The 19,552-nt window shown below is 70.1% G+C and carries 13 protein-coding genes; all 13 read right to left on the bottom strand.

Annotation, left to right across the window (positions count from 1 at the left end):
• Nucleotides 1-2: 2 nt before the first annotated feature.
• Complete coding sequence (locus tag ABDZ66_RS08050) at nucleotides 3-4,850, bottom strand: autotransporter outer membrane beta-barrel domain-containing protein (protein ID WP_343757579.1); 4,848 nt, start codon at nucleotides 4,848-4,850, stop codon at nucleotides 3-5.
• The gene (locus tag ABDZ66_RS08045; protein ID WP_343757577.1) at nucleotides 4,851-7,715 is read right to left on the bottom strand and encodes a DUF7933 domain-containing protein; all 2,865 of its coding nucleotides are present in this window, start codon (nucleotides 7,713-7,715) and stop codon (nucleotides 4,851-4,853) included.
• Between the two features lie 151 nt (nucleotides 7,716-7,866).
• Nucleotides 7,867-9,870, bottom strand: coding sequence for a hypothetical protein (locus ABDZ66_RS08040; RefSeq protein WP_343757575.1), 2,004 nt, complete (start codon nucleotides 9,868-9,870; stop codon nucleotides 7,867-7,869).
• A gap of 37 nt (nucleotides 9,871-9,907) precedes the next feature.
• Nucleotides 9,908-10,333, bottom strand: coding sequence for a hypothetical protein (locus tag ABDZ66_RS08035; protein WP_343757573.1), 426 nt, complete (start codon nucleotides 10,331-10,333; stop codon nucleotides 9,908-9,910).
• Nucleotides 10,334-10,687: 354 nt separating this feature from the next.
• Nucleotides 10,688-11,872: a glutamine-hydrolyzing carbamoyl-phosphate synthase small subunit gene (carA, locus tag ABDZ66_RS08030; protein ID WP_343757571.1), complete on the bottom strand. Its 1,185-nt coding sequence runs from the start codon at nucleotides 11,870-11,872 to the stop codon at nucleotides 10,688-10,690.
• A 70-nt stretch (nucleotides 11,873-11,942) separates the two neighbouring features.
• Nucleotides 11,943-13,646, bottom strand: a complete 1,704-nt coding sequence (locus ABDZ66_RS08025; protein ID WP_343757569.1) for a hypothetical protein — start codon at nucleotides 13,644-13,646, stop codon at nucleotides 11,943-11,945.
• Between the two features lie 86 nt (nucleotides 13,647-13,732).
• Entirely contained in the window at nucleotides 13,733-14,299 is a 567-nt protein-coding gene (locus ABDZ66_RS08020) for an N-acetyltransferase (protein WP_343757567.1), read from the bottom strand.
• Nucleotides 14,300-14,339: 40 nt separating this feature from the next.
• Nucleotides 14,340-14,792 carry a GNAT family N-acetyltransferase gene (locus tag ABDZ66_RS08015; protein WP_343757565.1) on the bottom strand — a complete coding sequence of 151 codons (453 nt, stop codon included), beginning with the start codon at nucleotides 14,790-14,792 and terminating at the stop codon, nucleotides 14,340-14,342.
• A 114-nt stretch (nucleotides 14,793-14,906) separates the two neighbouring features.
• Complete coding sequence (locus ABDZ66_RS08010) at nucleotides 14,907-15,419, bottom strand: GNAT family N-acetyltransferase (RefSeq protein ID WP_343757563.1); 513 nt, start codon at nucleotides 15,417-15,419, stop codon at nucleotides 14,907-14,909.
• 53 nt (nucleotides 15,420-15,472) lie between these two features.
• Nucleotides 15,473-16,873 carry an argininosuccinate lyase gene (gene argH / locus ABDZ66_RS08005; RefSeq protein ID WP_343757561.1) on the bottom strand — a complete coding sequence of 467 codons (1,401 nt, stop codon included), beginning with the start codon at nucleotides 16,871-16,873 and terminating at the stop codon, nucleotides 15,473-15,475.
• A complete protein-coding gene (locus ABDZ66_RS08000) occupies nucleotides 16,870-17,415 on the bottom strand; it encodes a GNAT family N-acetyltransferase (RefSeq protein WP_343757559.1) in 546 nt (181 codons plus the stop codon). The genes argH and ABDZ66_RS08000 overlap by 4 nt, the downstream gene beginning before the upstream one ends.
• Before the next feature lie 5 nt (nucleotides 17,416-17,420).
• Nucleotides 17,421-18,653 carry an argininosuccinate synthase gene (locus ABDZ66_RS07995; protein ID WP_343757557.1) on the bottom strand — a complete coding sequence of 411 codons (1,233 nt, stop codon included), beginning with the start codon at nucleotides 18,651-18,653 and terminating at the stop codon, nucleotides 17,421-17,423.
• Nucleotides 18,654-19,055: 402 nt separating this feature from the next.
• Nucleotides 19,056-19,535, bottom strand: a complete 480-nt coding sequence (locus ABDZ66_RS07990; protein ID WP_343757555.1) for a hypothetical protein — start codon at nucleotides 19,533-19,535, stop codon at nucleotides 19,056-19,058.
• Nucleotides 19,536-19,552 lie beyond the last annotated feature (17 nt).

The following is a 19,552-nucleotide window of genomic DNA, read 5'->3' as shown; positions in this document are numbered from 1 at the left end:
TATCAGCGGCCTCCCCCGTTGGCAGGCGTGCCCGGTGAAGGTGGCGAGGTCGAGTCCAGGGGCACGCCGTTCGCCTGACCGTCGTCGAGGGTCAGGTCCAAGCGCAGGTACAGGCCCTGGCGGGTGTAGATGTTGGTGCCGATGCCCTGGAAGCCGACCGGGTTGTAGCCCAGCGTGACCCAGGTGCCGGGCAGCGCGCGGTAGCTGCCTTCCACGCCCAGGCTCAGCAGGGTCGAACCGGTGGCCGGCTGGATCAGGCCGCGCGCAGCGAGCCCCAGACCGAACTGCTCGGTCAGGTAGTACGTGCCGCTCACGGAGCCCTGGTAGGTGGCGCTGCCCGGCTGGTCGAGCAGGCTGCGGCCGGCGATGCCGGCGCGCACGGCGTAGCGCGGGACGTGGTATTCCACGTTCGCCTCGCCGATCAGTTCCGGGGTGTTGCCGGCCAGCGCGCCGTCGCGGTAGCGCAGGTACGCCAGGCCCTGCCACTGTCCGGCGCGCAGCGCGGCCGACGCGGCGTAGTTGCTGCCGCTGTCGGCGCCGAACACCTGGGTGCCGTCGGCGCTGAGGGTCAGCTGCTCGTTCAGGCGGTAGCTGGCGCCGCCCTTGAGGGCCACGCTGAAGTTCCCGCCGGTGGTGGCGGCGTCGGCGGCGAGCGTGCCGCTGAGGTGATCGGTCTTGTAGCGCAGGGCCACGCCGGCGTTCCAGCCGCTGGTGTTCTCGGCGTTCCCGTCGAGGTCCAGCAGGTAACTGCCGTTGACGCCGAGGCTGGTGGTGTCGTTCAGCGGGAGGGTGGTGTCCGCGCCGAAGCGGGCGCGGTTGCCCCAGCCGTCCGCGCCGGGCAGGTCGTAGTGGACGTTCAGGTTGGTCATGCCCAGGCGGGACTGCAGGCCCAGGCTGGCGCGGTGGCCCTTGGCCCAGTTGATGTCGTCGCGGGCGGTCAGGGTGACGTTCTCGGTGACGGGAACGCTGGCCTTGACGGTGGTGGCGCTGTCCTGCTGGCCGCTCAGCGCCTGGGCATGCTCGGCGCTGACGCTCAGGCCTCCCTGGTTGTAGGCGGCGCTGAGAATCCCGGCCAGTCCCTGCTCGTTCCCGAACCCGGCGCGGATGCCGGCCCCGAGGGTGAAGGGCGAGAAGCTGTACAGGCCTTTGAGGTCGGCGTGCCCGCCGCTGCTGGGCGCGCTGTCGGTGCCGGGCACGCTGCTGTAGGCGGCGGCCGCCGCGACGGACAGGCGGTCCGTGAGTTTGTAGTTGGCGTCGGCCGTGACGCCCAGACCGGTGGCCGAGGCGTTCAGGCCGCTGTAGGCGGCGCCCTGGTAGTGCAGGCTGGCGTTCACGCCCAGCCGCTCGCCGGTCAGGCTGGCGCTGGCGTCCACCAGGGCGCCGCCCCCGGCGTACGCGGCGAGCAGGTCCGCGCGGCTCTGGTCGGCGCTGTAGCGGGCGCGGACACCCACGCTGGTCACGCCGTCGAGTTGCACGGCGGCCGCCGAGGCGCTCAGGCTGTCGCTGACGCGGTAGGTGGCCTGGGCGCCCCAGGCCAGGGTGCGCGCCCCCAGCGGGTTGTTCAGGCGGTAGCTGAGGCGCACCTGCTGGGCGCGGCCCTCGCTGTCCACCAGGTCCACCGGCCGCTGGAAGTACAGCACGCCGGCGCTGGCGTCCAGGGTGTAGTCGCTCAGGCGGGCCAGGGCGCGGACGCGCTGCTCGCCGGTGCGCGGGTCGGTGGTCACGAGTTCCACCGTCTCGCTGTCGGGCTGCAGGCCGCTGTCGGGCAGGGTCAGGACGCGGGTGCCGGGGGCGTCCAGGGTGCGGCGCACCAGGTCGCCGGGCAGCGCCGCCACGAAGCCCGACACCTGCGGGTTGCTGCGGGTGAAGCCGCTCAGGGCGGTGGGCGTGATGCCCAGGTTGAACACGTCGACGGGCAGGGGCGCCTGACGGTACTGCACGTTGAAGGCCGGGTGCTCGTAGCGCACGGCGACCGGGTCGATGCCCTGCAGCGGGAAGCTCTCGCTGCTGCTGTCGCCCAGGTTCGGGTAGCGGTCCAGGGGGCTGCTGGTCGGCAGGCCCTGCGCGCGGTCCTGCGCGACGCTGGTGACGCCGGCGGCGCTGCGTTCGGCGTTCAGGCCGCCGCTGGCCGCGACGTACAGTTTGCCCTCGCCGATCGGCGTTTCCAGGTAACCCTGGCCGCGCGCCTCGCCGGACACGGCGCCGCTGCCCTGCAGCAGCGCGCCGACGCTGACCATGCCGATCCCGACGCGGGTCTTGCTGGGCAGCGCCTCGAAGGCCTTGCTGACGACCCGGTCGCCCAGCAGCAGCCGCACGTCGAAGCGGGTGGGTGCGGAGAGCGGTTCGAGTTCCAGGACGCCCTCGCCGTCCACCAGTTTCACCTGGTAGCTGCCGACGCGGGGGCGGGCGTCGCCCTGGGTGGGTTCCAGGCTGGTCTGCACGGTCACGTTGCTGCTGGCGGTGGTCAGGCCGGCCGCGTCGGTCAGGCGCACGGCGATGCGGATGGGCGTGACGCCGTCCGCGACGAGCTGCTCGGCCTTCAGGTCCGCGCGGACCGGGGTGCCGGCCAGGAAGACCCGCACCGTCTGGTCGCCGAAGGTGACGGTGTTCTCGCCGGTGCGCAGCGGCAGGCCGTAGAACTCCTGACGCTGGGTGCCGGTGGCGGCGTCCACGCTCTTGCGGCCCAGGGTGGCGGGGTCCACGGGCACGCCGTTCACGCTGGGCAGCGCGGCGCTGTCGGCCGGGCTTTCCACGGCGACGGTGATCCGGTCGCGCTCGCGGTAGACCGTGCCGTCCAGCGGGAGTTTCAGCGGGCCGGCGTTCTCGGGGACGGCCGGGGCGACCGTCACGTTGCTGAGGGTGTTCAGGTCGTCTAGGTTGCCGTCGCCGACCAGGACGTTCAACTGACCGCCGGCGTAACGGCCGACCAGGGTGGGGCTGGCCAGCGCCGGGAGGTTGCCCTCGTGCGTGACCCGGTAGGTCAGGACGCCGCGCGCCGCGCCGGGCGTGGTCCAGTAGTAACGGCCGCTGGGTCCGGCCTGCGGGTCGGCGATGGGCCGGCCACTCAGCTGGCTGCTGCCCGGCACGTAGCTGCCCCCGGCGGGCGGCTGGTGCGCCACGATGACCTGGTTGGCGTTCTTGGTGCTGGGCACGTCGAAGGGAATGCGGACGGTGCTCTCGCGCGTGACGGCCACCACCGGGGTCGGGGTGGGCGGCGGCGGGGTCTGGACGGTCTGCGTGCCGGTCACGACCTGCTGACTGCCGCAGTTGCTGCTCAGGGTGGCGCTCAGCTGACCCTGCTCGCCGCCGTCGCCCTTGACGCGGGCGCGGTAGCTGAGGGTCTTTTCCTCGCCGGGTTGCAGTTCGCCGCTGAAGGTGGTGGGGTCCAGCGCTTCGAGGGTCTCGCCGGGCGCGTCGGTCAGTTCATAGGGGGCGGGCGCGCCGCTGGTGTTCTTCAGGGTCAGGGTGACCGTGACGGTCTCGCCGGGCAGCGTGGCGGGCAGCGGCGCGCGGCGCAGTTCGATCTGCGTGGCGGTGGGCAGCACCCGCACGTTCAGGTTCTGGGTCTTGTTCCAGGGGGCCAGGGTGGCGGTGAAGGTGCCGCTCCCGGCGGCCTCGGCTTTGGCCTCGAAGCGCAGCAGGCCGGGGTTGGCGGCGTCCACGCGGGCCGTGACGGTCGTCTCACCGGCAGCGGTGAATCCCTCGGGGAGTTTCACGCGCAGGCTGGCGGGCAGGGCCTGCCGCTCGAAGTCGGTGGTGGCGCGCGCGGTGAAGGTCACGACGTCCCCCACGCAGACCTCGGGCCGGTCGGCCTCGAAGTTCAGGGCCATGCTGGGTTTGACCTGCACGGCCACGTGCGCCGTTTCCTTCCTGACGACCGTGACGGCCGGGGCGTTCAGGGTGACCTCGGCGCCCTTGACCGGTTCGGCCGTCACCGGGTACTCCTTGGCGGGCAGCGTGAACGGTCCGGCGCTGCCCTGCACGTTGTAGGCCTGCTCGCCGACCGTGACGGTCGCCTGGGTGGGCAGGGTCTCGTCGGGCAGCACCAGTTCGGCCCTGATGTCCAGGCGGCCGGTGGTGTCGGCCGTGACGATCTTGATGGGCCCGGTCGTGAGTTCGAAGCCGACCGAGTTGGAGTACTGGTAGGTGTCTTTCGGCTGGCGCAGGTACAGGGTGTAGTTCCCGGCGGCCTCGGGAACCTTGATGTCGTCCCACTGCAACTGACCGCTGACCTTGACGGGGTAGGCGTTGCCCTGCGCGTCGCGCAGTTCGGCTTCCAGTTCGCCGGGGCCGTCGCCGTCGTACATGCGGATGCCCATGGGGCCGCCGGGGTTGGCGACGTTCAGGGCCGGCACCCAGTCGCCGCTGCGGATGGTGACGTTCAGGTGGTCGGCCTCGACGGCGGCGCTGATGGAGTTCAGGCGAAAGGCGAAGGTGTTCTTGCCGTTGCCTTCGGTGCGGACCTTCAGGGTGTAGGTGCCGGCGGGCAGGTCGTCGTTCAGGAAGGCCTGCCAGTCCTGGGCGCCCACGCCGAAGGTCTGTTCACGGACGGTCTTCCCGTCGGCGTTCAGCAGCGTGAAGGTGGAACTGACCGGGGCCTTGGGGCGTTCGGTGGAGTAGTTCTCGTCTCCGTAGTAGTCGTCGCTGCGGTAGTCCTGCGGGTCGAACTGAGCGCCGTACACGTCGAGCTGCACGCGGGAACTGAGGCCCACGATCAGTCTCAGGTCCTGGTCGCCCACTGTCCACATCAGCTTGTTGCCGACGGAGGTCAGGGGCAGGGACGTGGCGATTTCCTGCGCTGCTGCCGAACCGAGGAGGGCCGCCGTCAGGGTGGTGATGGCGCGTTTCACTCAGTACCTCCAGCTGGCCGTCGGGTCGGTGACGGCGCCTTTAGGGTCGCCTGCCCAGCGGAAGCGGTAGGTCACCGCGCGTTCCCCGCTGGCAAGCGTGTCGTAGGTCAGGGTGTTCTGCCCGTCGGTCAGGACCGCGCCCTGCGGCAGCGGGTCCGTGACGGTCACGCCGCCCAAGTCCGCGCTGGCGTTCAGGATCAGCTGGGTGCGGTACTCGCCGGGCACGTCGGTCATGAACACCTGCTTGCGGATCAGCAGGGTGCGTGCCGGCTGGCCGGGCAGGCTGCTCGACACGCGCAGGGTGGTGTCGCGGATCACGGCGATGTCACCGGCCTGCGGGGCCAGCGGGAAGTCCACGCTGGTCAGGTTCCGCACGAACACCAGGCGGCTGCCGGGGCGGCCGGCGTCCTGCGGGACGCTGATGTTCTGCGCGGCGACCGAGTTGGGGTCCAGGCGCAGCGCGGCCGTGCCTTCAAGCAGGTTGCGGAAGTGGTAGCGGCCCTCGGCGTCGGTCAGGGCGGTGCGGCCGCCGGCCAGGATCACGCGGGCGTTCTGGCAGGGAATGTCGGTGCCGCGGTCATACGTGCCGTTGCGGTTCACGTCGAGGAACACGTACCCGACGAGGTCGGCGGTGTTGCGGCCGAAGATCAGCGGGTCGATGGTGTTCAGGGCGCTGCTGGGCGGCGTCTTGGTCTCGCCGTCGTTGCTGATGGCGGTGGCGACGGCGCTGTTGCGGATCTGCGTGCCGGCGTCGGGCGTGACGATGGCGTCGAAGGTGATCACGGCGGTCGCGCCGGGCGCGAGGCCGGGAATCAGCCAGACGTACTCGCGGTCCGTGACAGTCGGGATGATCTCGGCGCCGTTCAGGCGGCTGCTGCCGCTGACGTAGTTCAGTCCGGCGGGCAGGTTGTCCGTGACCCGGATCTCCTGCAGGGCGGCGGTGGCGCTGCGGTTGGTGACGGTGAAGGTGTAGGTGATGGTCTGCCCGAAGGCGACGGTGGCGGGGTTGCTGGTCTTGACCAGGGTCAGGTTGGCGGCGTCGAACACGCCGTTCACGACCTCGTTCGAGGGGGTGGGTTCCGGCACCTCGCTGCTGCTGACGGTGAAGGTGTTCACCATGCGCGCGCCGTCCGGGGTGCTGGCGGGCACGCGGGCCCTGAGGGTGAGGGTGACGCTGTCGCCGGGGTTCAGGCGCGCGAAGCGCCACACGATCTCGTCCCCTTCGGGCGTGCCGCCCTGGTCGGCCGAGACGAAGTCCAGACGGTCGGTGCGGGTGACCTGTCCGGTGGCGTTCAGGATCTGCAGTCGGCGCAGGTTGTCGCGCAGGACCACGTTCGTCAGCGGGAAGGTCTGGCGGTTCTGGAAGCTCAGGGTGTAGGTGATGACCTGTCCGGGCGCGACCAGTCCCTCGCCGGCGTCACCGGTCTTGACAGGGGCCAGCAGGTTCGCGGAGACGTTCAGGATGCAGTCGACCGTCAGGTTGTCGGCGGCGCCGCGGCTGCTGCGGGCGGTCAGTTCGGCGCGCAGGTCCTCGGCGGCGCTGCTGCTGCCGGTGCGGGTGGTGACGTAGCAGGCATTGAAGTCCCGGGTGCCCTGCGGGGCGAGGTCCGGCACGCGGAACGGTTCGGTGATGGGCGTGCCGTCGCGTTCGGTGAAGCGGACGCTGCCCTCGCCGAGCGCGATGCGGCCGGTGATGGTGATGGTGTCCGGGCGGTCCCCGAGGTTCTTGACGGTGTGCGGGAAGCAGACTTCCTGGCCGAGCAGGGCGTTCTGGCGCACCTGCTTGTCGTCGGCGCTGAGTTCACCGCCGGGCAGCGCTTCGGGGTTGCTGATCGGCCCGAGGGCGATGCTGGGCGTGAAGCGCACGGTCACGTCGGCCGGGGCGTCCACGCTCACGTCGCTGCTGCGCAGCTGCGCGACGTTGCGGCGGGTGCCGAGGTCCGTGTCGGGCGCGGTCAGGCGGAAGGTCAGGGTCAGGCTCTCGCCGGGCGCGAGGCTGTCGGCGCGGGCGCGGACGGCCGCGACGGGGGCCGTTTCAGTGGCGGACCAGCTGGTGCCGTCGGCGCTGTACTCGATCACGCCGCCCCCCGTCAGGGCGGCGCTGGCGCTGCGGAACACGAAGTCGCGCATGGCGGGGGTGTTCAGGAAGTCCGTGACGGTCACGGGCCGCGAGGGGCCCTGGCCGGCGTTGCGGGCGGTGAGGGTCACCAGGGTGTCCTGGCCGGGGCGGATGACGGCGGGCGTGAAGGTCTTGCCGAGCGTCAGGACCGGCGGTTCGCCCACGCGTACGCGCGCGACGTTGTCGTCGTCGGTCTCGCCGGGGCGGCCGCCGGTGTTCGTGGCGCAGTCGGCGATCAGGTTCAGGTAGGCGCTGCCGCGGTTGGCGGCGGCGGTCGTGACGCGCACCAGGACCGGGCGGGTCTCGTCGGCACCCAGGCTGAGGGCTGTGATGGGCGGTTCGTTCGGGTCGATCTGGCCGTTGCCGTTTGCGTCCTCGTGAAGGGTGAGGGCGCCGGGCGTGAACTGCGAGGCGGCGTCGCTGACGCGCAGGTTCAGGGTGTTGCGGGCGTTCCCGGTGTTGCCCACCACGTAGCGCAGCACCGCGCTCTCGCCGGGCAGCAGGTCGAAGCTCTGTCCCGGCGCGGCGACCGTACCGTTGGGCAGGACGCTGGCGGCGCACACGGCCGTGACGGTCGTCTGGACGGGCGGGGTGGGAATGGATGTGGGCGGGCCGTCTTCCGGCGTGAATTCAAGAACGGCGGCGTTCTGGATCACGGTCCCGGCTGCCGTGCCCGCTGCGTTCGCCGGTGCGACCAGGGTCAGCAGCAGCGCTGTCAGCGTGTGGAGCACAGAGGGTTTTCGCACGTTGCCTCCCGGAGGAATGTCTGAGCACTGAAAAACTGGCGTCTCTTGTTGTGGGAGAAGGCGGAGAGGGAGTCGGGTGAAATGTGGAACTCCCCCGTGGGGGGCGGCGCGCCCGGCCCCGCACCACGGGGCCGGGGCGCGCCGGCGGGCCTTATTTCACCGTGACTTTGAAGGTGCCGGTGATGGTCTGGCCGGGGGTCAGGATGTCGCCGGTGTCGATGGTGCCGTTGCCGTTGGTGTCCACGCCGGCGTAGACGGTCACGCCGTCTGCCTGGGGGGCGGCGATGGGCGCGGCGCTCCAGGTGGTGCCGTTGGTGGAGTACAGGATGGCGCCGGTGGCGCTGCTGGTGGCCGTGAAGCTCAGGTAGGTGGTGTTGGCGGGCAGCGTGTCCCTGATGAAGGCCTTGGTCACGTTGGCGTTGCTGGTGTTCTTGCCGACGATGGTGTAGGTCAGCGTGTCGCCGGGTCTGGCTTCGGCCTTGTCGACGGTCTTGGTGGGTGCGGCGACCACGGTCTTGCCGACCGTGATGGTGTCGTTCTTGTCGGTGACGGTCGCGCCGGTCGTGGGGGACTTGGCGGTCTGGTTCAGGGTGATGGTCTGTGCGGCGGCGGCGCAGGGCACGTCGACCACGGCGATCAGTTTCAGTTCGGCGCCGGGGGCGAGCACATTGGTGTCGGCGATCCCGTTGGCGTTCGTGTCGGTCAGCGCGGGCTCGCCGGCGTCCAGGGCCTTGTTGCCGTTGGTGTCCAAGAAGTACTTCACGGCGACGTTCCTGGTGGTGCCGTCGGTCAGTTTGATGGGGGCCACGCCGCTCACGTCGAAGGTGTCGGGGGCGCTGCCCAGGTTGGCGATCTCCATGGCGACCGTGGAGCGGATGTCAGGGGAGGTCGCGGTGCAGGTGACGGGCGGCACGATCGGCGTGCCGGGGTTGCCGGGCTGGCCTGCCTCGGGGGTGCCGACCGGGGCGGGGTCACCGCCGGGCTGGTTGGGGGTGGGGTTCCCGAAGGACAGGCCGGGCAGGTTCACGATGTCCCGGGTGGTGTCCTTCTTGGTGGGGTCGTTGCTGCTGGTCGTGGTGACCGTCACGGTCGGCTGGGTGCCGGGGGCCGTGGGGGCGCTGCCGGCGGGGAAGGTGACGCGCACGAGCAGGTCGGCGGTCTGGCCGGGGGTCAGGCTGCCCACGTCGGGCACGCCGTCGCCGTCGGTGTCGGGCAGGGGGGTGCCGTCGGGCTTGAGCAGTTCGACGGTGGTCCCGGTCGGGAAGCCGGCCTGGGCGGTGGTGATGTCGAACACGTCGGGGCGGTTGCCGGTGTTCTGCACGGTGTTCGTGAAGGTGACGGTGGTGGTCGTGGTGGTGGCCTGCGCGGTCTGGGTGTCGGCGGCGCTGGGCGTGATGGTCACCGGGGTGGTGTCGGCGCTCTGGTAGGGGGGCGTGGTGGGGGTGCCGTTGCCGTCCGGGTCGTTTTTCGGACCGATGACGGTGGCGTCCTTGCGGTCCACGGTGGTGGTGTTGGAGTTGTTGGCGTCGCGGGGCACGGCCGGGTCGTTGTTGAAGGCCGGGTTGTCCTGGCGGTCGCCGGTGGGGTCACCGCCGAACTTGTCGGTGCTGGTGGCCGTGGTGGGGATGGTGTACACCTGGAAGAACTTGACGGCCTGATCCTGGTTCACGCCGGTAATGCTGGTGATGGGCGTGGCGGCCGCGATCTCGGCGGCGCTGAGGGTGCCGTCGTTGTTGGTGTCGGCGCTGACCGGGAAGAACCGGATGTTCTCGGGGGTCTTGACGGCCGCCGTGGGGTCCGGGGTGTTGGTCAGGGCGTAGCTCTCGTTGGGCACGTTGCCGGTGTTGGTCAGCGTGTACGGGAAGACCACGGTGTCACCGGGTTTGGCGGCGGTGGTCTGGCCGGGCTTGCTGTAGTCGGGGGTCAGGCGGTCGGTGCTGCCGTCGTTGACGACGATGGTGAAGCTGGGCACCGGCAGGACGGTCGTGGTGACCGGGTTCGACGGAATGGGCGGGGTGGGCGTGGTGCTGCCTTCCGGGGTGAAGACGATCTCGGCGACGTTGGTGATGACCGTGCCGGCGGCGGTACCGGCGGCGGAGGCGCTGCCGGCAGCGAGCGCGGCGAGCAGTGCGGCGACCTTCCAGGAATTCTTCATGTGTGTCTCCTCTGAATGCAGGGTTTGAGCGGCGGGATTATTTGACTTTGACGCGGAAACTGAGCTTCAACGTTTCGTCCGGGTTGATGTTGGTGACGGTCCAGCGCACGTTGGTGTAGGCGCTGGGCGGCGCGGGGACCTGCCGGGTGACGCTCCGGCCGTTCTCGGTGACGGTCACGGTGCGGGTGGGTGAGGCGCTGAAGGCCTTGCCGCCGTCGACGCTGTACTGAACCTTCCAGCGGTCGGTGTTGGGGGTGGTCAGTTCGGCGAACTCGGTGCCGCGGGGCACGGGGACGTTCACGAGCAGCTGCGCGACCCGCCGGTCCGAGGTGTTCACGAGCGTGACCTGTTCGCGCAGCAGGTCACCGGGCAGCACGGTCTTGGGGTTCTCGACGAGTGTCTCGGTGGTCTTGCCGTTCGTGACCGTGCGTCTGACGAGGTCCTGGTTCAGGGTGAATTTCACGTTCCGCTGGACTGTGCTGGTCTGGGCGGCGGCGCTACCGAGCAGGAGGAGGGGGATCAGGATGCGTTTCAGGTTGACCTCCGGGACAAAAAAAGGACCGACAGCTGGGGGACAATGTCCTCCGTTCTGTCGGTCGCGCCACTGGCTCCTCACCTGGCAAGGCGCCCGTGTGCGCCAGGTGGTTCATAGCTCCGGAACAGCTGGTTGATCAGGTGCACACCCCGCTGGGCGGCTGACCTGCTGAGCGGCGGGAGTGAGGGTGGAACTCTGACAGTCTTCCGACTGACTCAGGTGTCACTATGAAATTTCTCACCTTACCGCTCCTGCCCATCATCAAGTCAGCAATCCTTGTTGTCAAACCCCCAGACGACCAGCATTCGCTTTGGCAATGGGGGTACCGCTTCCCCCATCAAAGGCGTCGATCTCCTCGATGAAGCGGTCGAACAGGTAGCGGCTGTCGTGCGGGCCGGGGCTGGCCTCCGGGTGGTACTGCACGGAAAACACCGGGTAGCGCGAGTGCGCCATGCCTTCCAGGGTGCCGTCGTTCAGGTTCACGTGGGTGGCCACGAAGGCCCCGTTGGGGATCGAATCAATGTCCACCGCGTACCCGTGGTTCTGGGAGGTGATCTCCACATTTCCCGTTAACAGATTCTTCACGGGCTGGTTTCCGCCCCGGTGCCCGAACTTCATCTTGAAGGTCCGGCCCCCCGCCGCCAGCCCCAGGATCTGGTGACCCAGGCAGATGCCGAAGGTGGGCAGCAGCCCCATCAGTTCCCAGGCGGTCTTGTGCGCGTACTCCAGCGGGGCGGGGTCGCCGGGACCGTTGCTGAGGAACAGGCCGTGCGGTTGCAGCGCCATGATCTGCGCCGGGGTGGTGTGGGCCGGCACCACGATGGGTTCGATGCCCACCTCGGCCAGCCGCTCGATGATGGTGTGCTTGATCCCGAAGTCCATCAGGACCACGCGCTTGCCGTGCCGCAGCGTCGGGAAGGCATAGGGAAGCGCGGTCGTGACCTCGCGGGTCATGTCGTGCCCGTCGATGTCCTGGTGCCCCAGGGCGCGGCTCACGTACACCTGCTCCTCGGCGGGCGTGAACTCGCCGTACGGATCCTCCGGGTGCGTGTAGCTGCGGTGCGCGATCACGCCCTTGACCACGCCGCCCGTGCGCAGGCGGCGCACCAGCGCGCGCGTGTCGATCCCCTGGATGCTCACGACGCCGTACTGCTGCATGAACGCTTCGAGCGACTGCTGCGCGCGGTGGTTGGAGTACTCGGCGCTGAATTCACGCGAGATGAACCCCCGCACGTACGGCTTGTTGCTCTCCATGTCGTAGATCGCCACGCCGTAGTTCCCGACGTGCGGGTACGTGATGGTCACGATCTGCCCGTTGTACGAGGGATCGGTCATGATCTCCTGGTACCCGGTCATGGAGGTGTTGAACACGACCTCGCCGACGGTCTCGCCGCGGTGTCCGAAGGCGTACCCGCGGTACACCGTGCCGTCTTCCAGGGCCAGAATGGCCCGCTCTTTCCTGATCATGTTCGTTCCTCCCCATTCGCGCCTCTCCGGACGCGTTTCATGGCCCGGCGCACGTGACCCTCCCGCCGTCTTACCAGCGGTACTTCACGTTCGCCTTGCCGATGATGACATTCCCCGCGACGCTGCGCTGTGAGGTCATCCCGTCATAGCGGTTGAGCAGCCCGGCCACAGCGTCCATCACCGGCCCGAGCGTCTCTTCCATCCCCATCTCGTCGAATTCGGCCGGCAGGCTGCCCATCAGGGCGTCGCCGCTGACGTCGGGCAGGTCCCGCTGGTAGCCCCAGCCGCCACTGCCGGTCAGGGTCAGGCCCGCCGCCCGGAACGCCGGGTCCTGCGCGAGCGGCGCGTCCCTGCCCGCCAGCGCCGCCCGGAGGGCCTGCTCGCTGAAGGCCGTGATCAGGTAGTCGCCCTCGAAGGCGTACACCATCTTCAGGCTGCCCAGCAGCGCGTCTATCTGATCCAAGGACTCCTGCCCGGCCATCATGGCGGCGGCCCCCATGCCGCCCGTGTCCATGCCGCCCATGTCCATGTCTTCCATGTCCATGCCGCCCAGGTCGCCCTTCATCAGGTCGCCCAGCGTGCCTTTCAGGGTGACGCGCAGGCCGGCGATGGCCTCGTTCACGCTCCGGGCGTACTCGGGCAGGTGCGCCTCGGCAGCCGCGCGGTCCCGCACGCTCTGGTACGACACGGAGGTCGCCAGGGCCGCCAGCGGATCGGACGGGTCCAGGCCCGCGTGCGCCCCGCCGGCCAGCGTGACCTGCGCGCACTCGCTGCCCAGGTACTGCCCGGCGCGTTCCAGGTGGCTGGCCAGCTGGCTGTCGGTCAGGAACCCGAACGGCTCGAACAGGTCCAGGCGGGTCAGCCAGCGGGCCGCGTAGGCGTTCGATTCGGGCGCGCAGGCGGTCGCCTGCACCGCCTCCACGTCGGCCGGAATGATGTTCTGCACGCCGAAGTCGGTGGTGTGGGTCAGCAGGCGCGCCAGCGGGCGGTCCTTCCCAGCCGTGTTCACGACCTGCGCCGAGACCGTGTTCAGGCCCGTGTCGGTGGTGGTCAGGCCGCCCGCCACCTGCCCCAGGGTGTCCAGGGCGTCCACGACCGGCGACAGCAGGCGCGGCAGCATGAACTGCGAGAACTGCCCGCGGATCACCCTGGCGGTCGCCGAGAAGTTCAGGTACGCGCCCAGCTGCACCGGCCCGGCCGCGCGGGTCGCCTGCGCGTACGGCGCGGAGGCCGCCAGGGTCGGCGCGGCCTTCCCGCTCAGGCGGCCCAGGTACGACATCAGCAGTCCCTTGTCGCTCGACAGGTACACCAGTCCGTTCGCCTGCCCGGCGAACAGGTCGCCGGACCGCACGAAGGGGTACGCGCCGACCCGCGCGCCCTTCTTCTTCGGGATGAACGACGAGAACAGCTCGGCGGACAGGTCACCCGTGCGCGCCACGGCCAGCAGCGCCGGCGTGAAGGTGCCACCCCGGCCCTGCACCGTGAACACGCCCGCCACGCCCTCGCGGCCCACCGAGTCGGCCAGGACGCCGCTGAAGCCGCGCAGCATCGCGCCGGAAGCCTCCAGGTCCCCGTCACCCCGTTCGGCCGCGCCGTCCAGCACGCTCCCGACCAGGCCCGTCAGGCGGTCGAGGGCCGGGGCGGCACCCTTCGTTTCGAGGGTCAGGAGCGCCCCGGCCGGCAGGTGCGCGGTCAGCGGCACCGACGTTCCCTGCGCGGAGGCCGTGACAGCGAGGGCGAAGGTGAGGGCAGCGGCGGCGTGCATGGGGTTCATGAGATTCATCGTAGAGGCCGCCGGCACGGGGCGCGTCAGCACTTCAGCGGATGGGGAGGGCCGCGCGCTGGCCCCCGGCGACCCGTTCACCGCAGCTCCCGGTACATGGCGATCTCGTTGCAGTTCTCGAAGAACGCGCAGCGCTGGCACTCGCTCCAGACCTTGGGGTGCAGGTTCGTCTTATCGATGCGGGTAAAGCCGCACTTCTCGAAGAAGCCCTGCTGGTACGTCCAGGCGAACAGGGCCGGCAGGTCGATCTCGCGCGCCTCGCGTTCACACGCGGCCACCAGGTCACGGCCCAGGCCGCGCCCCTGCATGTTCGGGTGAATGGCCAGCCCGCGCACCTCGGCGAGATCCGGCGCGAGCATGTGCAGGCCGCACACGCCGCCCAGACCGCCGGGCCGCCCCCCGTGCGGTTCGGCCAGCACGAGGTGGAAGTCCCGGATGGTCTCGGCGAGCAGCGCCTTGGACCGCACCAGCATCAGGCCGCGCGCCGCCCAGTACCCGATCAGCTCGTGAACCGCGTCGATGTCCGACAGCCGCGCCTTGCGGAACGACAGCGGCGCGTCCGGGTGGATGTCCGGCACCGCGATGGACTCCAGCGAGAGCGTCACGCGCGGCTCCAGCAGGGAGGGGTGTGGGGTGTGGGACATGGGAACGGCCCTGCGCCCCACGGCCCACAGCGCACCGCGCTTACCCCAGGGTGCGCATCCAGGTGGTGCCGCCCGGGCGGTCGCCCCGCGCGCGGTACGCCCGCACCTGCGGCGTGTCCGGCAGGTCGCCCATCACGACCGCCAGCGGCACCTGCTGAAAGCCGAAGGTGCCCCAGTCGCCGCCCTTGCTGAACATGTAGATCGCGCGGTCCCCACGTCCCTGCGCGTACTCCACGGCGCTCATGACCAGCCGCCGGCCCAGCCCACCGCCACGCGCCTCGGGCAGCACGGCCGCGCCGCGCAGCAGCGACGCGCCCTCGCCGTGCTCCAGGCCGATCGCGCCGACCGGCTGCCCGCCGCGCTCCATCACCCAGTAGGTCGTGCCGTCGGCCAGCGTGGCGTCGGTATCCAGGCCCGAATCGTGAAAGACGCGGGTGACGGTGTCCCGGTCGGCGGGGCTGGCCATGCGGATCTGAACGCTGGAATCGGTCATGCGGTGCTCCTTCAGTGAAAGAAAGCTCGGCGGTCACGGTGACCGCAGGTCGACACGGGTTTTGCGTGGCGACAGCATAGCGCATGCCCGCGTGGAAGCACTGCCAGTCCGCGTTCACCCCTGCGCCGCCTCCCCTGCGGGCTGCCCGTCCGGTTGCCCCTGCGGCTGCACGTCCAGCCGCCACGCCTGCTCGCCACCGATCCAGCCGTTACACAGCCCGCTGACCACCTGCGGCGCGTCCGGCAGCGCCCCGGAGATCTCTTCGGCCGTGACCGGCACGAACCCGAACCGCCGCCAGTAGTCCCCGGCCTCCTCGCTGAACAGGTACACGCTGCGGTCCCCGCGCAGCGTCGCGTGCGTCAGCGCCGAGCGGACCAGGGCGCGGCCCAGGCCCTGGCTGCGGGCCTCCGGCAGCACTGCCGTCGAGCGGATCAGGCTGACGCCCTGCCCGTGCTCCAGGCCGATGCAGCCGCCGGGCACGCCGTCCAGGTCCGCGATCCAGTACGTGCCGGCCTGCGGCGTGACGCTGGTCGTGTGCAGCCCGCAGCGGGTCAGCAGGTCGAGAATGACCGGCAGGTCTGCCGGGGCGGCCTGACGGAGTTTCACGTGCATGTCGGACAGGGTCATGGGGAACTCCTTGAGGGAAAGGGCAGACGGGGCGGGGGGAACCGTGAAGGGCGTCACGGGCGCTCCAGCGCCTGGCGGGCGTTCCGAATAGCCTCGCGCACGCGCCCGGGGGCGGTCCCGCCGAAGCTGGCGCGGCCCCGCACGCTCTCCTCGACGGTCAGGGACTGCGCGACCTCCGCGTTCAGGAGGGGGTGCGCGGCGCGCAGTTCCCCGTCGGTCAGGTCCCACAGCTGCCGCCCGCTGCGGCTGGCCACGCCGACCAGTCCGCCCACGACCTCGTGCGCCTCGCGGAACGGGACGCCCTGACGGGCCAGGAAGTCCGCCACGTCGGTCGCCGTGGAGTAGCCCCGTGCGGCGGCGGCGCGGGTCACGTCGGCGTGCCAGACGGTCTTCGGCATCATCTCGGCGTACAGGCGCAGCACGATGCTCAGGGTGTCGTAGGAGTCGAACACGCCCTCCTTGTCCTCCTGAAGGTCCTTGTTGTACGCCAGCGGCGTGCCCTTCACGACCGTCAGCAGGCCCATCAGGTTCCCGAACACGCGGCCCGCCTTGCCGCGCGCCAGTTCGGACACGTCCGGGTTCTTCTTCTGCGGCATGATCGACGAGCCCGTCGTGTGGGAATCCGGCAGGGTGATGAAGCCGAACTCGAAGGTGGAGTACAGGATCAGTTCCTCGCTGAGGCGCGACAGGTGCGCCGACAGGATCGCGCAGGCACTCAGGAACTCCAGCGCGAAGTCCCGGCTGCCCACCCCGTCCAGACTGTTCGCGGTGGGCCGCGCGAAGCCCAGCGCCGAGGCCGTCGCGTGCCGGTCCACCGGCCAGGGCGTCCCCGCCAGCGCCGAGGAGCCCAGCGGCGACTCGTCCATCCGCTCGGCCGCGTCCCGGAAGCGGCCCTCGTCACGCTCCAGCATCGCCACGTACGCCATGAACCAGTGACTCAGCAGGATCGGCTGCGCCACCTGCAGGTGCGTGTAGCCCGGCAGGATCACCTCGGTTTCCAGGTGCCTCTCGGCCTCCGCGAGCATCACCGCGCGCAGGGCGCGGGTCTTCTCCGCCAGATCCAGCGCGGCTTCCTTCGTGAACAGCCGGAAATCCACCGCCACCTGATCGTTGCGGCTGCGGGCCGTGTGCAGCTTCCCGGCCACCGGCCCGATCCGGTCCCGCAGGGCCGCCTCCACGTTCATATGAACGTCCTCGCGGTCCAGGCGCCACTCGAAGTTCCCCGCGCGGATGTCGGCCAGCACCGCGTTCAGTCCGTCGGTGATCTGCGCGACCTCGTCGGCGGTCAGAATGCCGACCTGCCCCAGCATCGCCACGTGCGCCAGCGAGCCGCGAATATCCTGCTCTGCCAGCCGCTGATCGAAGCCCACCGACGCGTTGAAGAGTTCCACCAGCCCGTCCGTGGCCTCCGCAAAGCGGCCACCCCAGAGTTTCTTATCCTGCGTATTCGTCATTGGCTTGCGTCCTCGGGTGGGCAGTGAAGGAACCCCTCACCCCCGGCCCCTCTCCCCCCGGAGAGGGGAGAAAAGATTGATTTGATCAGCACCACCGGGGCGGGGCTGTCCGGGTGGGCGTGCGCGTAGGGTTCGTCGGTGACGGTGTACCCGAGCCGGTCGTAGAAGGGCAGCACGTCCAGGTTGAACTGGCTGACGGCCAGCAGCACGCGCCCGTAGCCGCCCATCCGGGCGACGTGTTCGACCTCGCGCACCAGGGCGCGGCCCACGCCGAGGCGGCGGGCCTGCGGGACGGTCGCGAGTTTGTTCAGGGTCAGGGTGCGGTCGCCGTCCGGGCGGTAGCCGACGCAGCCCAGCACCTCTCCCCCACCGGCTGCCAGGAACCCGCCCGCGCCGGGGGCCAGCAGCGACCGCGTCAGGTCGGCGGGCGTGGTGCGGTTCCAGCTGGAGCGGGGGTCCATGCCGGCGGCCATCATGACCGCGTGGAAGGCGGGAATGTCTTCCGGGTTCACGGGGCGCAGCGTGGTGGGGGACTGGGTCACGGACTTCAGACCTGGGCGGGTTGCTGTTCGGCGGCGTCGGCTTTGGCTTTCACGCGGGCCTGGACGCGCATGCGCAGGGCGTTGAGTTTGATGAACGCGCCGGCGTCGTGCTGGTTGTAGTCGCCGCCCGCCTCGAAGCTCACGAGGTCCTTGTCGTACAGGCTCTGGGGGGCCTTGCGGCCCACGGTGACGCAGTTGCCCTTGAACAGTTTCAGGCGGGCGGTGCCGGTGACGCTGCTGGCGACGTGGTCGAAGTACACCTGCAGGGCCTCGCGTTCCGGCGCGAACCAGAAGCCGTTGTACACGAGTTCGGCGTACTTGGGGGCGAGCTGGTCGCGCTGGTGCAGGACCTCGCGGTCCAGGGTGAGGCTCTCGACGGCGCGGCGGGCGTGGTACAGGACGGTGCCGCCGGGCGTCTCGTACACGCCGCGTGATTTCATGCCCACGAAGCGGTTCTCGACGAGGTCGAGGCGGCCCACGCCGTGCTTCCCGCCCAGTTCGTTCGCCTTGGCGAGCAGCGCGGCGGGAGACAGTTTCTCGCCGTTGATGGCGACCGGGTCGCCGTTCAGGAACTCGATTTCCACGTACTCGGGTTCACTGGGGGCCTCGGTGGGGTCCACGGTCAGTTTGAACATGTGGGCGGGCGGTTCGGCCCAGGGGTCTTCCAGGATGCCGCCCTCGTAGCTGATGTGCAGGAGGTTCGCGTCGGTGCTCCAGGGGTCCTTCTTGGTGGTGGGGACCGGGATGCCGTGCTCGTGGGCGAAGGCTTCGAGGTCGGCGCGGCCCTGGAAGGTCCAGTCGCGCCAGGGGGCGACGGTGACGATGTCGGGTTTCAGGGCGTAGGCGGTCATCTCGAAGCGCACCTGGTCGTTGCCCTTGCCGGTCGCGCCGTGCGACACGGCCACCGCTCCTTCCTTCTCGGCGATCTCGACCATCTTCTTGGCGATCAGCGGCCGGGCGATGGAGGTGCCCAGGAGGTAGTAGCCCTCGTACAGCGCCGAGGAGCGGAACATGGGGAACACGTAGTCCCGCACGAATTCCTCGCGCAGGTCCAGCGCGTACGCGGCGACCGCGCCGGTGTTCAGGGCCTTGACGCGGGCTTCTTCCACCTCGTCGCCCTGGCCGAGGTCGGCGGTGAAGCAGACCACGTCGTAGTTCCGTTCGGTCTGGAGCCACTTGAGGATGATGCTGGTGTCCAGGCCGCCGCTGTACGCGAGTACGATCTTGTCTTTTGCCATGGTCTGATTCTCCCTGCTTTGTGTGAAGCGTTGGTCTGTGGGGGGTTGGGCTGTGAGGGGTTGGTCTGGCGTGGGCAGCGCAAGGCCCTCCGACGTGAGCACGCCGCCTGTGGCCCCGGGTGGGGTCAGGCGGTCGGTCAGCGTCGGAGGGTCAGGGTCTGCATATGCATGTATGGTTATACGCAATTTGCGTATAGCTATGCACAGGAGGGTAGCAAGAGACACCCCCCCGGTCAAGGGTCGGCCCCCACCCCGCCCGGCCCACACGTGAAAAGGGCCGCCAGCGGCGGCCCCATGCCATGCAGCATCCCATCTGTCGCGCCCGGCCGCGGCGCGGGGCGGGGGATGCCGGCGTCACGCCCGCTCCCCGCCGGGCCACCCCCCGCGCCGCCCGTGCGGAATTCAGCGCAGGCGGTAGTTGACGCCCAGCCGCGCACCCACCCCGAAGGACCAGTCCGCGCCCACGCCCGTCCCGAACAGCACGCGCGGCCCGACGCCCAGTTCACCGAACAGGCTGACCTGATCGGTCACGTTGAAGTTCGCGCCGCCCAGCACGCTGGGAAACACGCCCACGGCACCGGCCGAGTTCCCGCCGCTGGTGGCGAACAGCCCGAACAGGCCCAGGGTGCCGCCGTAGTAGGGCTGCACCGATTCGGTCTGCGGGGCGGTGTGGCGCAGGTAGGACACGTCGCCGCTGACGGTCACGAAGCCGCCACCGTTGAAGGCGGCGGCCAGGGGCAGGCCCAGTCCGAAGCGCACGGCGTCGGTGGCGTTCGTGTCACGCTGGTACTGCACGCCCAGCAGGTAGGCGCCGACCTTCTCGGCAGCGCCGGCGGTGGACAGGGTGGTCAGGGCCATCAGGGACAGCAGGATTTTCTTCATGCCGTCCATGCTGCCGT

The sequence above is a fragment of the Deinococcus depolymerans genome (assembly GCF_039522025.1).
GTDB classification, from domain to species: Bacteria; Deinococcota; Deinococci; order Deinococcales; family Deinococcaceae; genus Deinococcus; species Deinococcus depolymerans.
This window is presented reverse-complemented; position numbering and strand designations above follow the sequence as displayed.

Excerpts from the sequence above, each read along its gene's own strand:
- ABDZ66_RS08040 (WP_343757575.1), bottom strand. The coding sequence starts at position 9,870 with ATGAAGAATTCCTGGAAGGTCGCCGCACTGCTCGCCGCGCTCGCTGCC.
- carA (WP_343757571.1), bottom strand. The coding sequence starts at position 11,872 with ATGATCAGGAAAGAGCGGGCCATTCTGGCCCTGGAAGACGGCACGGTG.
- ABDZ66_RS08025 (WP_343757569.1), bottom strand. The coding sequence starts at position 13,646 with ATGAACCCCATGCACGCCGCCGCTGCCCTCACCTTCGCCCTCGCTGTC.
- ABDZ66_RS08020 (WP_343757567.1), bottom strand. The coding sequence starts at position 14,299 with ATGTCCCACACCCCACACCCCTCCCTGCTGGAGCCGCGCGTGACGCTC.
- ABDZ66_RS08015 (WP_343757565.1), bottom strand. The coding sequence starts at position 14,792 with ATGACCGATTCCAGCGTTCAGATCCGCATGGCCAGCCCCGCCGACCGG.
- ABDZ66_RS08010 (WP_343757563.1), bottom strand. The coding sequence starts at position 15,419 with ATGACCCTGTCCGACATGCACGTGAAACTCCGTCAGGCCGCCCCGGCA.
- argH (WP_343757561.1), bottom strand. The coding sequence starts at position 16,873 with ATGACGAATACGCAGGATAAGAAACTCTGGGGTGGCCGCTTTGCGGAG.
- ABDZ66_RS07995 (WP_343757557.1), bottom strand. The coding sequence starts at position 18,653 with ATGGCAAAAGACAAGATCGTACTCGCGTACAGCGGCGGCCTGGACACC.
- ABDZ66_RS07990 (WP_343757555.1), bottom strand. The coding sequence starts at position 19,535 with ATGAAGAAAATCCTGCTGTCCCTGATGGCCCTGACCACCCTGTCCACC.